The 16,382-nt window shown below is 64.8% G+C and carries 9 protein-coding genes and 1 CRISPR repeat array; of the genes, 5 read left to right on the forward strand and 4 right to left on the reverse strand.

Translation table 11 applies throughout. The features are described 5' to 3' along the window. Positions 1-3: 3 nt before the first annotated feature. From csy1 to cas6f, 4 genes are read left to right on the forward strand one after another with little or no spacing between them, the layout of a single operon-like run. Complete coding sequence (gene csy1, locus J2Y70_RS15415; RefSeq protein ID WP_309919347.1) at positions 4-1,359, forward strand: type I-F CRISPR-associated protein Csy1; 1,356 nt, start codon at positions 4-6, stop codon at positions 1,357-1,359. Then, positions 1,356-2,339, forward strand: a complete 984-nt coding sequence (gene csy2, locus J2Y70_RS15420) for a type I-F CRISPR-associated protein Csy2 (protein ID WP_263396230.1) — start codon at positions 1,356-1,358, stop codon at positions 2,337-2,339. Before csy1 ends, csy2 begins: the two co-directional genes overlap by 4 nt. Positions 2,340-2,366: 27 nt before the next feature. Next, positions 2,367-3,416 carry a type I-F CRISPR-associated protein Csy3 gene (csy3, locus tag J2Y70_RS15425; RefSeq protein ID WP_309919350.1) on the forward strand — a complete coding sequence of 350 codons (1,050 nt, stop codon included), beginning with the start codon at positions 2,367-2,369 and terminating at the stop codon, positions 3,414-3,416. 9 nt (positions 3,417-3,425) lie between these two features. Then, positions 3,426-3,992, forward strand: a complete 567-nt coding sequence (gene cas6f / locus J2Y70_RS15430) for a type I-F CRISPR-associated endoribonuclease Cas6/Csy4 (protein ID WP_309919353.1) — start codon at positions 3,426-3,428, stop codon at positions 3,990-3,992. Positions 3,993-4,120: 128 nt separating this feature from the next. Then, positions 4,121-9,603: a CRISPR direct-repeat array (repeat unit 28 nt; unit sequence GTTCACTGCCGCGTAGGCAGCTCAGAAA). Positions 9,604-9,854: 251 nt separating this feature from the next. Here cas6f and J2Y70_RS15435 read toward each other — a convergent pair. Further along, positions 9,855-10,487 (reverse strand): TetR/AcrR family transcriptional regulator, encoded by a 633-nt coding sequence (locus tag J2Y70_RS15435; RefSeq protein ID WP_309919356.1) that lies wholly within the window; start codon positions 10,485-10,487, stop codon positions 9,855-9,857. Between the two features lie 135 nt (positions 10,488-10,622). Between J2Y70_RS15435 and J2Y70_RS15440 the strand changes: the two genes are divergently transcribed. Then, a complete protein-coding gene (locus J2Y70_RS15440) occupies positions 10,623-11,657 on the forward strand; it encodes an MBL fold metallo-hydrolase (RefSeq protein WP_309919506.1) in 1,035 nt (344 codons plus the stop codon). 116 nt (positions 11,658-11,773) lie between these two features. Here the strand turns inward: J2Y70_RS15440 and lepB are convergent, their stop codons facing one another. From lepB to J2Y70_RS15455, 3 genes are all read right to left on the reverse strand, one after another. Next, entirely contained in the window at positions 11,774-12,403 is a 630-nt protein-coding gene (gene lepB / locus J2Y70_RS15445; protein WP_309919359.1) for a signal peptidase I, read from the reverse strand. Between the two features lie 421 nt (positions 12,404-12,824). After that, positions 12,825-14,981 carry a peptidyl-dipeptidase Dcp gene (gene dcp, locus J2Y70_RS15450; RefSeq protein WP_309919362.1) on the reverse strand — a complete coding sequence of 719 codons (2,157 nt, stop codon included), beginning with the start codon at positions 14,979-14,981 and terminating at the stop codon, positions 12,825-12,827. Between the two features lie 270 nt (positions 14,982-15,251). Continuing rightward, positions 15,252-16,217, reverse strand: coding sequence for an isoaspartyl peptidase/L-asparaginase (locus J2Y70_RS15455; RefSeq protein ID WP_309919509.1), 966 nt, complete (start codon positions 16,215-16,217; stop codon positions 15,252-15,254). Positions 16,218-16,382 lie beyond the last annotated feature (165 nt).

Below are 16,382 nucleotides of genomic sequence, written 5' to 3' on the forward strand. Positions count from 1 at the left end.
GGAATGAAAGAACTGACCGATAGAGGCAAAAATTTCCGCTCCGCCATCGCCACATTCATCGACACCCGGCGCGAGGCCAAGCTGAAGGGCAAGGACGACGGTGCCGACACGGCATCCAAGTACGAATATGGCATCTGGCTGGCCGATGCGGCGCGCCGGGTCGGACAGATCCAGGCGGTGACCCATGTGCTCAAGGCCACACACCCAGATGCACGTGGCAGTAGCCTGCATGTCGCGCCTGCCGCACTACCGCGACACGTCGAAATCGGTAGCCACGTCCTTGGCGACGACTACGCCGAGGACGTGGTCGGCAATGCCGCTGCGCTGGACGTGTTCAAGTTCCTCAAACTGGACATCGAGGGGCGGCGCCTGCTCGACTGGATGCAGGCCGGCGACGACGACCTGCGCGACGCGCTGAACGCCGATGCCGCAGTGGCGACCGACTGGATGCGAGCATTTGGCAGCCTGGTGCGCAGCGACCCGCAGCCCAGCTCGCACGAGGCAGCTAAGCAGGTTTACTGGCTGGCCGGTGAGGAGCCGGCCGACGACACCCAGTACCACCTGCTGCAGCCGCTGTTCTCCAGCAGCCTGACACATGCCGTACATGCCGAGATCCGGGAGGCGCGCTTCGGCGAGGACAACAAAGCGGCACGACAGGCCTATCGCGACAAGCAGCCGTTCGACGAGATCTATCGCGACTACCGCCACCTGGTCGCACGCAAGCTGGGCGGCACCAAGCCACAGAACATCAGCCAGCTCAACAGCGATCGCGGCGGCGTGAACTATCTGCTGGCCTCACTGCCGCCGCGCTGGACCCAGGAGCGTCCGCGCAGCCTGCTTGATCTGGACTCGGCGCTGGAACGCTTCGCCTGGTTCGAGGGCGTGCGGCAACTGATCAAGACGCTGAGCGACTTCCTGTTGACTAATCCTCCCAAGAACGACGCCATCAGGAAAACGCGAGAAGCGATCGAGCAAGCACTAGGCCTGCAACTGGCCTACTTCGCCAGTACCATCCACGCCCGTTTCGAGCCTGGCTGGACGCGCGATCCCAACTGCCAACTGCCGTTGTGCGAGCGACTGTGGCTAGACCCGGCTCGGATCGATCTGCCGGACCGCGAAGACCCGCAACGCCCAGAATGGCAGCAAGACGATCGCGATTTCAGAGAAGCCTACGACTTCGGCGACTGGCCCGATGAGATCGCTGGGCGCTTCGCCAACTGGCTCAACGACCAATTACGCGAGGCGGGGATTGCGGGCCTCGGCGACGACCAGTTCCAGCATTGGGCCGCCCAAGCCATCGTCGATGCGGCGTGGCCTGTGCCGATGCGCCGCCGTGCGTCGGCAGGAGGTGCAGCATGAGCGCCTGCCCGGCATTCGATCATCTGCTGGTGCTGCCGCGCCTGCGGGTACAGAACGCCAACGCCGTCTCCAGCCCACTCACCCACGGCTTTCCATCGATGACCGCCTTCCTGGGCCTGATGTGGGCGCTGGAGCGTAAGACACGGGCCGCCGGACTGGACATCGCCTTCCATGCCGTCGGCGTGGTCTGCCACGACCACCAGGAGCAGGTCACCGAGGGCGGCTTCGTCAAGGCATTCCGGCTCACCCGCAACCCGGTGAGCAAGGACGGCGGCACCGCCGCCATCGTCGAGGAAGGCCGCATCCACTTGGAGCTGAGTTTGGTGTTCGCGGTGCAAGGCGAACGCTGGGTACGCGATCCGGCCACCCAGGCCTTGGACCTCGCCACCGTTGCCAACCTTCTGGCAGGCATGCGCGTGGCCGGAGGCAGCGTGCTGCCACCGCTGCAAGTCGGCCGCCATCGCCAACAGCCGCAAGCTATCGCCCTGACCGGCACCGAAGACGACCGGCACGCAGTCTTCCGCAAACTGCGCCTACGCCTGCTGCCCGGCTTCACGCTGGTGGCCCGCGACGACCTGCTCGACATGCGGCTGGCCGAGCTTCAGGCACACGCGCCCGGCAGCACCCGACTGGACGCATGGCTGTCGCTGGCACGCATCAACTGGCGCTACACGCAGGACCCAGATGACGGCAAAGGCGAATGGCGCAACGACCGTACCGGCCGAGGCTGGATCGTGCCGATCCCGGTGGGCTATGGCGCGCTAGGCGACCTGCATGCGCCCGGCAGCATCGCCAACGCACGCGACGCCAGCACGCCGTTCCGCTTCGTCGAGAGCCTGTACTCGGCCGGCGAATGGCTCAGCCCGCACCGACTGCACTCCCCGCAACAATTGCTCTGGTACGCCGACAGCCAGCCCGATGCCGGGCTGTATCGCTGCCGCAACGACTACCGCCCCGCCACCGACACCAACTTCGATTGATCGTCCATCACGACAAGGAATTCCATCATGGCCAACGACACCCTCAAGACCGCTTCCGTCCTCGCCTTCGAGCGCAAGCTCGATCCCTCCGACGCGTTGTTTTTCGCCGGCAGCTGGAACGGCCGCAGCGATGCCGGCAACTGGCAGCCAGTGAAGGTGCGCGAGAAATCCGTGCGCGGCACCATCTCCAACCGGCTCAAGGACAAGAGCAAGGAGCAGACCGACCCGGCCAAGCTCGATGCCGCCATCCAGAACCCCAACCTGCAGACCGTGGACGTGGCCGCGCTGCCGCTGGATGCCGATACGCTGAAAGTGCAGTTCACCCTGCGCATCCTGGGCGGTGCCGGCGAACCCTCGGCCTGCAACGACGCCGACTACCGCAAGAAGCTCCTCGCCACCGTCGGCGGCTATGCGCAGCAACACGGCTTCGACGAGCTGGCCCGGCGCTACGCCGCCAACCTGGCCAATGGCCGTTTCCTGTGGCGCAACCGGATCGGCGCTGAGCAGGTCGAAGTACAGGTGATCCACCTGCGCGACGGCAGCGCTGCCGCGCAATGGAGCTTCCAGGCACACGACCACGCGCTGCGCACCCTGACCCCACCGGCAGGCGAAACCGACGACCTGCGGACGCTGGCCGAATTGATCGCCGCCGGACTGGCCGGCCGCTCGCACGTGCTGTTGCAAGTCACGGCCTTCGTTCGCCTCGGCGCAGGCCAGGAGGTGTTCCCGTCGCAGGAGCTGATCCTGGACAAGGCCACAAGCAAGAAGAGCAAGACCCTCTACGCGGTCGGCGAAGGCGACAAGGCGGTGGCCGCCATTCATTCGCAGAAGATCGGCAATGCGCTGCGCACCATCGACACCTGGTACCCGGAGGCGGAGGAAAATGGCGCGATTGCGGTGGAACCGTACGGCTCGGTCACCACGCAAGGCAAGGCCTACCGTCAGCCGAAGGAGAAGCTGGACTTCTACAACCTGCTCGACGCCTGGGTGATCAAGGACAAGACGCCGGGCCTGGAACAGCAGCATTTCGTCATCGCCACGCTGATCCGTGGCGGCGTATTCGGCGACGCAGGCTGAGGTGGCACGATGCAGCACTATCTCGACCTCCAGCTCAGGCCCGACCCGGACATCGCGCCCCATCACCTGTTGGGAGCCTTGTACGCACGCCTGCACCGTGGCTTGGTGGAACTGGGCACCTCGCATATAGGCGTCAGCTTCCCCGGCTACGACGACAAGGCGCCAAGCCTGGGTTCGCACCTGCGCCTGCACGGTACAGAATCTGCATTGCAGGGGCTGATGGCGACGTCCTGGCTCAAGGGCATGGGCGACCATCTGTCGATTTCCGGCATTGCCCTAGTACCTGGCGGAACCTCGCACCGGCAGGTGACGCGCGTCCAGGCCAAGAGCAGCCCCGCACGCCTCCGACGCCGCGCTATGCGACGGCACGGCTGGGACGCCGATACCGCAATCGAACGCCTCCCCGACGCGGCAGCCGAGCGCCTCCGGCTTCCCTTCGTCACACTTGGTAGCCGAAGCACTGGCCAGGCGGCTTTTCCGTTGTTCATTCGGCATGGGCCAATGCTGCAAGAAGCCAGGCAAGGTCTGTTCAACAGCTATGGCCTTAGCCATGAGGCCACCGTTCCCTGGTTCTGACCCTTTTTTAGCGCACCAGTAAAATACTCAAACAATCAACCACTTAGACGCCATCCTCTCGGAAGGGAGGATGGCTTTTTTGCGCTTGGTTACTATAGCTTTCAAGCACTTGGGTAAATTTTTGTCTTGTTCACTGCCGCGTAGGCAGCTCAGAAAAAGAAGAACGACGCGCAGGCGCAGCTTTACACGTTCACTGCCGCGTAGGCAGCTCAGAAAGGGCGCGGCCGCACTTCCAGCGGGGGCACGATGTTCACTGCCGCGTAGGCAGCTCAGAAAGAACAGATCACCGCGCACCTGGCCACCTGCGAGTTCACTGCCGCGTAGGCAGCTCAGAAATGCACGCGTGGCTGTCTGGTCGTCGTTCGACTGTTCACTGCCGCGTAGGCAGCTCAGAAACTTGCGGGTATTCGTCATCCATGCATCCCACTGTTCACTGCCGCGTAGGCAGCTCAGAAATTTGCCATGCGCCGCGGCCAGGAACTTGAGCAGTTCACTGCCGCGTAGGCAGCTCAGAAATACGAGCAGAAGTTGGCCGCGATGAAGTTCCTGTTCACTGCCGCGTAGGCAGCTCAGAAAAGCCGAACGCGCGCGGCCAGCCCGCGCGGTTTGTTCACTGCCGCGTAGGCAGCTCAGAAAACCAGCGCCGTCAAGATCAAGATGACCCCGATGTTCACTGCCGCGTAGGCAGCTCAGAAAATCAAGGCCAGCCGTTCAAAGGCCAGGTCGCAGTTCACTGCCGCGTAGGCAGCTCAGAAATTGAGATCGGCCCGGTAGATCGCGTTGTAATACGTTCACTGCCGCGTAGGCAGCTCAGAAAAGGTCGACCGTCCAGGACGGGATCCACATCGGGTTCACTGCCGCGTAGGCAGCTCAGAAACTCGGCATTGGTCCGATTGATGCGTTCTTGGAAGTTCACTGCCGCGTAGGCAGCTCAGAAATGGAAGTGGTGAGGCAGCAGGCGCGCGTCACCGTTCACTGCCGCGTAGGCAGCTCAGAAAATGGGCGGCCCAGTCGCTGGCGATCACGTCCGGTTCACTGCCGCGTAGGCAGCTCAGAAAGCGATGCGGCACTGGCGGATGCAAAGGCGAAGGTTCACTGCCGCGTAGGCAGCTCAGAAAAGAACCGGCCGCAGGCGAAGGTGAGGGCAGTTGTTCACTGCCGCGTAGGCAGCTCAGAAAAAACCGTGCCGGGTCGAATCCGATCACCAGCGGTTCACTGCCGCGTAGGCAGCTCAGAAATGTCTCCAGGAACAGTTCGGGCGGGTAGCCGGGTTCACTGCCGCGTAGGCAGCTCAGAAAGGCAAGCCGTGGCCGACCGAAAAGGCCTACACGTTCACTGCCGCGTAGGCAGCTCAGAAATGCAGAAGCTGTCGTTCGGGGGCAAGGTCGACGTTCACTGCCGCGTAGGCAGCTCAGAAAAGGTACACATGCCCCATTTCGTGCATGAAGGTGTTCACTGCCGCGTAGGCAGCTCAGAAATTCGTGTCCACCAGCCGGGACTCGTTGAGCACGTTCACTGCCGCGTAGGCAGCTCAGAAAATCCGGAAGATCGCCACGGACCTGCCGCGCTAGTTCACTGCCGCGTAGGCAGCTCAGAAATTCAGACCGCCGGTCCAACCGCCCATGTTGGGGTTCACTGCCGCGTAGGCAGCTCAGAAAACCAGTGTGCAGGAGCGCGAGCACACCACTGCGTTCACTGCCGCGTAGGCAGCTCAGAAAATCAGACCCTGCTCGCGCCGCCGGTCGGAAGCGTTCACTGCCGCGTAGGCAGCTCAGAAAGTGCCGCAGAGTACGCCAAGAACCTGACCATCGTTCACTGCCGCGTAGGCAGCTCAGAAACGACCGAGTTCGCCCAGGCCATCGCCGGGAATGTTCACTGCCGCGTAGGCAGCTCAGAAATACTACCGCCGCCGATCCACCACTATCGGCAGGTTCACTGCCGCGTAGGCAGCTCAGAAAACGTAGTCCAGGAAAGAGTTGCGCAACTGCGTGTTCACTGCCGCGTAGGCAGCTCAGAAATCGCCGGCAACCGACGGAGCGAGCACAGTCAGGTTCACTGCCGCGTAGGCAGCTCAGAAAACCCGCGTCAACGGCGAGCTGATCGCGTACACGTTCACTGCCGCGTAGGCAGCTCAGAAAAGTTCGTCATCGTTGAAACGCAACTTCACTTCGTTCACTGCCGCGTAGGCAGCTCAGAAAAAGGTCAACGCGAACGTCAAGCAGCTGGTGCAGGTTCACTGCCGCGTAGGCAGCTCAGAAAATCGTCAGTGCCGCAAACATCAATGATGGGCAGTTCACTGCCGCGTAGGCAGCTCAGAAATGATCGGCCTTGTAGTCACCGGTCGTTGCGGAGTTCACTGCCGCGTAGGCAGCTCAGAAATCTTTCGTCCCGAACTGCGGGTCGCCAGTCAGGTTCACTGCCGCGTAGGCAGCTCAGAAAGTCACGTACAGCTCGTTGACCATCATCCGGTTGTTCACTGCCGCGTAGGCAGCTCAGAAATACCAAGCTCGTCGCCATGGAGGCGGCTGCGTGTTCACTGCCGCGTAGGCAGCTCAGAAAATGGCCCGCCCGTGGACGACCCAGAACATCTCGTTCACTGCCGCGTAGGCAGCTCAGAAAATGAGCCGATTCGAGAAACAGCAGGCCGTGGAGTTCACTGCCGCGTAGGCGGCTCAGAAAGACCAGGGCCGCGAGGCTCGGGACCGTGACCGTGACCGGTTCACTGCCGCGTAGGCAGCTCAGAAAAGTACCAAGGCGCGCTGATCGCCGATGCAATGGTTCACTGCCGCGTAGGCAGCTCAGAAAGGATGCGGCCGATGTCCACGAAGTACCAGCGTGTTCACTGCCGCGTAGGCAGCTCAGAAATTCCGCCAGCAACTGGCGATCGAGGTCACCCAGTTCACTGCCGCGTAGGCAGCTCAGAAAAAGCTAACCTGCTGTGGCAGGCGTCCGTGCCGGTTCACTGCCGCGTAGGCAGCTCAGAAACATGGCGGCCAGGTCGATCACGTCCACCTTGTGTTCACTGCCGCGTAGGCAGCTCATAAAAGCAAATTTATGCCCTTGGTCTGCGCCGTCATGTTCACTGCCGCGTAGGCAGCTCAGAAAAGGGAGGTGCCGAACACGAGCCAGTGCGCGTAGTTCACTGCCGCGTAGGCAGCTCAGAAACATTACCGGTTCCTGTGGCGGCGCACGTACATGTTCACTGCCGCGTAGGCAGCTCAGAAACTGGTCCTACTGCGGCTGATGATCTTCGGTCATGTTCACTGCCGCGTAGGCAGCTCAGAAAAACGAGCGACGGCACGCTGCGAGTGGAGGTCAGTTCACTGCCGCGTAGGCAGCTCATAAACTCCCGTGGCCGCCATCGGTGAACCGCTACTGGTTCACTGCCGCGTAGGCAGCTCAGAAAATGGACACCTTCATCGTGGGCCTCATCTTCGGGTTCACTGCCGCGTAGGCAGCTCAGAAATTGCACGGTATTCCGCTAAAGATCATCGGCGAGTTCACTGCCGCGTAGGCAGCTCAGAAAAGCAAACTTGGCGATCGCAAGGATCGCATCACGTTCACTGCCGCGTAGGCAGCTCAGAAGATCTGTGCATTCCAGGCCAAGAATGTTCCGGTGTTCACTGCCGCGTAGGCAGCTCAGAAATCGGTTCCCTGCTCTGCGGTGTAGAACACATGGTTCACTGCCGCGTAGGCAGCTCAGAAACAGGATGGCAGCGTAAAAAATTCATCGCTGAGGTTCACTGCCGCGTAGGCAGCTCAGAAAATCACCTCAGGCACCTTGCGCATGGTGCGAGCGTTCACTGCCGCGTAGGCAGCTCAGAGATGCGCCTCGTGGCTTGTGCAGGCTGGCGTGCCGTTTACTGCCGCGTAGGCAGCTCAGAAATGCCCGAGGGCAAGACCTGCGGTGACTGCGTGTTCACTGCCGCGTAGGCAGCTCAGAAAGTTAGGCTGGGCCTGCACATTGGTTTCCGAACGTTCACTGCCGCGTAGGCAGCTCAGAAAATGGCGATGTTGCGGCCTTCGTACGTCAATGCGTTCACTGCCGCGTAGGCAGCTCAGAAATGCGCGCGCACCTCGCGCTTCTCCCGGTTGTAGTTCACTGCCGCGTAGGCAGCTCAGAAAATCCGCTGCACGGCTTCCAGGCGCGTCATGCCGTTCACTGCCGCGTAGGCAGCTCAGAAAAGTCGTAGAAGTTCCGCAGTGCCTGCACCTGCGTTCACTGCCGCGTAGGCAGCTCAGAAACTCTGTCCGCCACGGGAACTGGGGAAATCTCCGTTCACTGCCGCGTAGGCAGCTCAGAAAAGTCCGACGGGCAGCCCGGGAAGAACTCGGTAGTTCACTGCCGCGTAGGCAGCTCAGAAACTACGGGCGCTAAGACCCGGACAAATCGCGCCGTTCACTGCCGCGTAGGCAGCTCAGAAAGAGTGGAACCAGGCAAATCGAAAGGCGAGGTAGTTCACTGCCGCGTAGGCAGCTCAGAAATACGAGCCGAGCAAGGCCACGCGCGGCGATGTGTTCACTGCCACGTAGGCAGCTCAGAAATCGAACCGGCGCCGGTCAATGTCCTTGACCGGGTTCACTGCCGCGTAGGCAGCTCAGAAATTCAGCAGGTTGAACAGCTGGAACGTGCCGGCGTTCACTGCCGCGTAGGCAGCTCAGAAAGGACCGGTGGAGAAGTGGGTTCACTGCCGCGTAGGAAGCTCAGAAAACGTCCCGCTCGGCCTGCTGCAGCTCTACCTTGTTCACTGCCGCGTAGGCAGCTCAGAAACATAAGGGCAGGAGGAACGCCGTTTAGCGGCTAAGTTCACTGCCGCGTAGGCAGCTCAGAAAGGCCTGGATGCTCTCGAACAGCACCGATTGGTGTTCACTGCCGCGTGGGCAGCTCAGAAAAGAGCGGATCGCTCTCGGCGGATAAGGGCAGCGTTCACTGCCGCGTAGGCAGCTCAGAAAACGCCAGCTGCAGCATCTTCGTGCCGAGCCCGGTTCACTGCCGCGTAGGCAGCTCAGAAACGACGTGCCTGGGCGCTGGGGAGCTGATCCGCGTTCACTGCCGCGTAGGCAGCTCAGAAACTCCGACAACGGGTCCAGTTGGATCTTTGCGGGTTCACTGCCGCGTAGGCAGCTCAGAAATTCGGTTCGCTGCTCATGTGCTGCTCCTAAAAGTTCACTGCCGCGTAGGCAGCTCAGAAATGGAGCGCGGCGAGAAGTGGCAGATTGCACAGGTTCACTGCCGCGTAGGCAGCTCAGAAAGAGTCCATCGAGGACTTCCAGCAGCGCATTTGTTCACTGCCGCGTAGGCAGCTCAGAAAACAGGTCGTGAGTCCTGGCGGCCCGGCACAGAGTTCACTGCGCGTAGGCAGCTCAGGAACATCGCAGCTCGTCGGGGATACCCACGTCGATCGTTCACTGCCGCGTAGGCAGCTCAGAAATTGCTATCGAAGGACGCATAGCCTGCCCCTGCGTTCACTGCCGCGTAGGCAACTTAGAAAAGGGAAAGGCCGCGGCGGCGGCCCAGCAGCCGTTCACTGCCGTGTAGGCAGCTCAGAAAACCCGACACCTCCGGCGCCGGCGCGGCGGCGAGTTCACTGCCGTGTAGGCAGCTCAGAAAATCTGCGCCCACTCGAACATCTGCCTGCTAACGTTCACTGCCGCGTAGGCAGCCCAGAAATGGGGTCTTTCCGACCCTTCAGCTTCGCGTAGGTTCACACTGCCGCGTAGATAGCTCAGGAACCGAGCTGCTGGCAGCGCAGCCGGCGAGCAACGTTCACTGCCGCATAGGCAGCTCAAAAGGCGTGAACCCCGAGAGCGATCAGTGCTAGCAGCTCCCTGCCACATAGGCAGCTCAGCATCCACCCGCACTCACCCACCCGCGTAATGCCGCAAAAACATGTCCACCGCCGACTCCGCCACCTGCGCCTGCTGCTCGGCGCTCAGCGCCGGCTGGCCCATGGCGATCTGCGGCCAGAACGCGAAGCCCTTGACCAGGGCTTCCAGTTGTTGCGACGCGAACTGCGGATCCAGCGGCTGCAGGCGGCCGTCGTCCAGGGCCGCGCGGATCCAGCGCGTGGCGCCCTCTTCCTTGCTGCCCAGTTGCGCGATCAGGTCGCGGGCGCGCTCGGGCGAGTGCACGCCGTGGGCGATGGCCACGCGCGACAGGTCGATGAAGGCCGGGTCGTCGAGCAGCCGTAGCTTCTGCTGCAGCAACTGCAACAGCTGCTCGCGCAGCGGCTGGTCCGGCCGATACGGCACGCTGAGCATGTCTGCGCTGCGCTGCCACAGCCCGCGCAGGATCTCGGCGAACAAGGCGTCCTTGCTGGGGAAGTGGTTGTAGACGGTGCGCTTGGACACGCCGGCGCTGGCGGCGACGCGGTCCATGCTGGTCGCGTCGAAGCCCTGGCTGCGGAACTCGGCGATCGCCGCCTCCAGGATGGCCTGGCGCTTGCGCTCGGTCAGGCGCGCCGGGGGCGGCGCGGGGGCGGGTGAACTGGGCATGCGGGCATTTTACACCGGGCGGTTTACTTTTCCGAAAAGGAAACTACACTGTGTAGTGTAATTTCTTTTCGACGTCTCCCAAAGTGCCGACCTTCCCTTGATGGAGTCCCCGCCGTGCTCGCCTCCGCCTGCCAGATGTCCCGTTCGCCGTCGCATGCGGCCTCGCCGCAGTACCGCCACGGGCGCTTCCGCAATACCGTCCCCACCGCGACCAGCGCCCTGGGCTTTTTCCCGACGCTGCGCCTGATGTGGGACTTCCTGTTCAACAAGCCGGCGCATACGGTGCCGGCGTTGCCGCTGCCGGTGCTGCCGCTGACGCGCGCGCAGCTGCTGGACGCGCCGGACCACAGCCTGTTCCGGCTCGGCCACTCCACGGTGCTGATGAAGCTGCGCGGCGGTTTCTGGCTGACCGATCCGGTGTTCTCCGAGCGTGCCTCGCCGTTCGCGTTCGCCGGCCCCAAGCGCTTCCATGCGCCGCCAATCGCGCTGGACGACCTGCCGCCGATCGCCGGGGTGATCCTGTCGCACAACCACTACGACCATCTGGACCGCGCGACCGTCCGCCGCCTGGCCGACCGCGTCGGCGTGTTCGTCACGCCGCTGGGCGTGGGCGACCTGCTGCTGCGCTGGGGCGTGGACCCGGCCAAGGTGCGGCAACTGGACTGGTGGCAATCGACCACCGTGGACGGGGTGACGCTGACCGCGACACCGTCGCAGCACTTCTCCGGGCGCGGGCTGTTCGACAGTGGGCGCTCGCTATGGTGCTCGTGGGCGATCCAGGAGCGCGCGCTGAAGATCTTCTTCAGCGGCGACAGCGGCTACTTCGACGGCTTCAAGGCGATCGGCCAGCGGCTGGGCCCGTTCGACCTGACCTTGATGGAAACCGGCGCCTACGACGCGCAATGGCCGCACGTGCACATGCAGCCGGAGCAGAGCCTGCAGGCGCATCTGGACGTGGGCGGGCGCACGTTGCTGCCGATCCACAACGGCACCTTCGACCTGGCCCTGCACGCCTGGCACGAACCGTTCGAGCGCATCGTCGCACTGGCCGCGGCCGCCGGCGTGCCGCTGGCGACGCCGCGCATGGGCGAGCGGGTGGACCTGGACGTGCCGGTCGCCGGCACGCGCTGGTGGCGCACGTTGGCCGAGGTTCCTGCGGCGGCGCGCTGAAGCGCTGAAGCGGAAACATCACGCACGCCGGCGCGGGTCCGCGATCTGCGCCGGCCCACCATGCGCAGACTGTGCGCGCCGGTCGCACAACGCGGCCGACACGCGCGCATGATCATTTACAGCCGCGTCCACTCCAGCCCTTCGCCGCGGCGGTAGTACACCGCCAGCGCCTTGCCGTAGACGCGATCGGCATCGACGAAGCCGAAGTAGCGGCCGTCCAGGCTGTTGCCGCGGTGGTCGCCGATCGCCAGCAGCTTGCCGGGCGGCACGCGCACGTCGTACAGGTCCGGACCGCCGCCGACATCCAGGTCCAGCTGCGCGATGCGATCGCCGAACCGTTCCTCGTCGCCGGCGCTGCCGGTCTGCAGCGGCTGGCCGTTGATGCTCAGGTGGCCGTCGCGCAGGTCCACGCGATCGCCGGCCACCGCCACCACGCGCTTGATCAGGCGGGTGCCGTCGCGCGGCGAGTCGAATATGGCCACGTCGCCGCGCTGCGGTCGGCCGCGCTCGAGCACGCGCCACTCGGTGAACGGCACGCGCAGGCCGTAGGCGCTCATGTCCACCGCGACGCGGTCGCCAGGTTGCAGGGTCGGCTGCATCGAGCCGCTGGGCACCGTGTAGTGGTTGGCGAACGAGGAGCGCGCGGCGGTCAGCAACAGCAGCATCACCGCGATCGGCAGCAGTTCCTTGCGCGTCCAGCGCGCGGCGCGGTGCAGGCGGGAGGCTTGCGGGTCGGTCGAAGTCATGGGGCACCTGTGGGATTCGGGCGGGAGGACATCGCGGCATTGCCATTGCGACAGTGCGCGCGACGCGGCACGGCGTGCCAGTGACGGAAGGCATGGGCGCGCTTGCACCATCGGTAGCCGGGCGCGGATGCGTCCTCGGCTTCGGATGCTGTCGGGGCTGAAGCCCCTCCCACAGTGCACCCAGCAGGCAGTGGATGCTCTCCATGAGAGCGCGGCGTTAAGTGGCCAAGGCTATCGGTGCGGCACGAAGTCGGCGGTCGGCTCGGAAACCATGCCGCTCGAAACGCGCCTGCCGGCGCAGGATGCTGTCGGGGCTGAAGCCCCTCCTACAGGAGCCGCCGGCGCCGGCCTGCGTCGCAACGAGAAACGGGATGGCCGCTGGCCATCCCGTTCTCGATCAGCGCATGGCGCGAGGCGAACCTCAGTCCTTCAGGCCGCGGCTCTCCAGCAGCGGTTCGACGCTGGGGTCCTTGCCGCGGAAATCGCGGTACAGGGTGGCCAGGTCGACGGTGTTGCCGCGCGAGAGGATCTTGGCGCGGAAGACGTCGCCGTTCTTGCGCGACAGGCCGCCGTTCTCCTTGAACCACTCGAACGCGTCGTCGTCGAGCACTTCCGACCAGAAGTAGGCGTAGTAGCCGGCCGAGTAGCCGCCGCCCCAGATGTGATCGAAATAGGTGGTGCGGTAGCGCGGCGGCACTTCGGCCACGTCCACCTTGAACTTCTTCAGCGCGTCGGCTTCGAACTTGTCCACATCCTGCAGCGGCGCGTCGGCCGGCTGGGTGTGCCAGGCCAGGTCGAGCAGCGCCGCCGACAGGTACTCGGTGGTCGCGTAGCCCTGGTTGAAGGTGCGCGCCTTCTTGATCTTCTCCACCAGTTCGGCCGGCATCGCTGCGCCGGTCTGGTAGTGCTTGGCGTAGTGCGCGAACACCTTCGGATCCGAGGCCCAGTGCTCGTTGAACTGCGACGGGAACTCGACGAAGTCGCGCGAGGTGCTGGTGCCGGCGATCGACGGGTACTTCACCTTGGAGAACATGCCGTGCAGCGCGTGGCCGAACTCATGGAACATGGTGGTGACGTCGTCGAAGCTGAGCAGCGCCGGCTGGCCGGGCGCGGGCTTGGTGAAGTTGCAGACGTTGTAGACCACCGGCTTGGCGCCGGTGAGACCGTCCTGCTCGACGAACACGTCCATCCACGCGCCGCCGGACTTGCTGTCGCGCTTGTAGTAGTCGGTGTAGAACAGCGCCATCGAGGTGCCGTCCTGGTCGAACACTTCGTACACCTTCATGTCCGGGTGGTAGGTCGGAATGTCGGTGCGTTCCTTGAAGGTGATGCCGTACAGCTCGGTGGCGGCGTAGAACACGCCGTTCTTGAGCACGTTGTCCATCTCGAAGTACGGCTTGATCTGCGATTCGTCCAGGTCGTACTTGGCCTTGCGCACCTGCTCGGCGTAGAAGTCCCAATCCGACGCGGCGAGCTTGAAGCCGCCGTTCTGAGCGTCGATCACCTTCTGCATCTCGGCGATCTCGCTGCGCGCCTTGGCGGTGGCCGCCGGCACGGTGTCGGTGAGCAGCTTCAGCGCCGCGGCCGGGGTCTTGGCCATCTGGTCGCCCAGGCTGTAGGCGGCGTAGCTGTCGAAGCCGAGCAGCTTGGCCTTCTGCGCGCGCAGCTGGGCCAGGCGCTGGATGGTCTGGCGTGTGTCGTTGGCGTCGCCCTTCTCGGCGCGCGACTGCGAGGCGGCCATCACCTGGGTGCGCAGCTCGCGGTCCTTCAGCGAGGCCAGCACCGGCTGCTGGGTGGTGTTCTGCAGCGCGAGCAGGTACTTGCCGTCGAGCTTGCGCGCGGTGGCGTCCTGCGCGGCCGAGGCGATGTCGCCTTCGGACAGGCCATCGAGCTTGGCCTTGTCGTCCACCACCACCGCACCGGCGGCGGTGGCCGCGACCAGCTTGGTGTGGAACTGGGTGGCCAGCGTGGTTTCCTCGACGTTGAGCTTGCGCAGCGTCGCCTTGTCGGCATCGGACAGCTGCGCGCCGGCGCGCACGAATTCCTCGTAGTCGCGCTCGACCAGGCGCTTCTGTTCCGGCTCCAGGTTCAGCGTGTCGCGCTGGTCGTAGATCGCCTTGATCCGCGCGAACAGCTTCGGGTCCAGGCTGATCTCGTCCTGGTGTTCGGCCAGCTTCGGCGCCACCGCTTCCTGGATCTTCTGGCGCTCGTCGTTGGTGTCGGCCTGGACCAGGCCGAAGAAGATGCGGTTGACCCGGTTCAGGGTCTCGCCGCTGCGCTCCATCGCCTCGATGGTGTTGGCGAAGGTGGCCGGCTCGGCGTTGTCGGCGATCGTGCGGATCTCGGCCAGGTGCTGCTTCATGCCCTCTTCGAACGCGGGCAGGTAGTCGGCGTCCTTGATCTTGTCGAACGGCGGCGCCTGGAACGGCAGCGTGCTGGCGCTCAACAGCGGGTTGGCGGCGGCGGGGGCGGGGCTTTGCGAGGCGGCGGGGGCGGCGGGCACGGGGGTGGACTCCTTACCGGAACAGGCCGCCAGCGCCAAGCTGATGGCGGCGGCCAGAACGACAGTACGCGACATGGGGTGGAACTCCTGACAGGGACATGATGGCGAGGCAGCCGCGCACGCTACGCGGTTTGCGCGGGGGCGGCATGTGCCATTGGATCTGGGAGCGCGGCGCGCGCGGCGCGTAAACAGCGCCGATCGCCCTGGCGCATCGGCGCAGCGGGCGCTTTGCGGAAAGGTTGTGTCGCGGCTGAAGCCGCTCCTACAGTGCACCCCGCCAGCCTGGCGAAAAACGTTGTAGGAGCGGCTTCAGCCGCGACCGGGCCCTACCCGGACCGCAACGGGTTACAGCGCCCCCGGCAGCGGCAACGCCTCGTCCTTGAAGATCGCCACGTGCGGCACGCCGTCGGCGCCGATCCAGCCGCGGTACATGCCTTCGGTGTTGAACGGGAAGGCGACGCTGCCGTCGGCGCCCAGCGCGATCGCGCCGCCGTCGCCGCCGGCCTTCGGGATCTGCTGGTCGATCACTGCCTCGGCCGCCTGCGCCAGGCTCTGCCCGGCGTACTTGACCCGCGCACAGATGTCGTAGGCCGCCACCGCGCGAATGTAGTACTCGCCCCAGCCGGTGCCGGACACCGCGCAGCGGCTGTCGGCATAGGTGCCGGCGCCGATGATCGGCGAGTCGCCGACGCGGCCGTAGCGCTTGTTGGTCATGCCGCCGGTGGAGGTGCCCGCCGCCAGCCGGCCCTGCGTGTCCAGCGCCAACGCGCCGACCGTGCCGAAATGCTTGGCGGTTTCCAGGTCGGCGTGCGCCTGCTTGTTGGCCTCTTCCTTCAGCGCCTGCTGCAGCTGCTTCCAACGCTTGTCGGTGCGGAAGTAGGACGGAGCGACCAGGGTCACGCCGTGCTGGCGCGCGAACGTCTCGGCGCCGTCGCCGACCAGCATCACGTGCTCGGACTGCTCCATCACCGCGCGCGCCAGCCGGATCGGGTTCTTCACCCGGTGCACGCCGGCCACCGCGCCGGCCTTGCCGCTGGCGCCGTCCATGATCGCCGCGTCCAGTTCGTTGCGGCCGTCGTGGGTGAACACGGCGCCCTTGCCGGCGTTGAACTGCGGCGAATCCTCCAGCACCGCGATCGCCGCGGCGACCGCGTCCACCGCCGGCTTGCCCTGCGCCAGCAGCGCCTGCCCGGTGCGCAGGGCCGACTCCATCGCTGTGCGCGCCTCAGCCAGGTCGGCGGCGCTGCTGCTGGCGCGCTCGACCCCGGCGCCGCCATGGATCACCAGAGTGGTGGCGGGAATCTCGCGCATGCGCCCGTCGCGCACCGCGTAGTAACGGTGGAACACCGGCGCATCGACCCGGCCGTCGGGCAGGTGCAGGGTCGAGCCGGGTCCGACGCCGACGGTCTCGATGCGCGCGGCCTGCAGCGGCTGCCCCGCCGGCGTGGCCGGCTGCAGCGGGCCGGCGACCACGGT

It is taken from the genome of Xanthomonas sp. 1678 (assembly GCF_031455575.1).
GTDB lineage: Bacteria > Pseudomonadota > Gammaproteobacteria > Xanthomonadales > Xanthomonadaceae > Xanthomonas_A.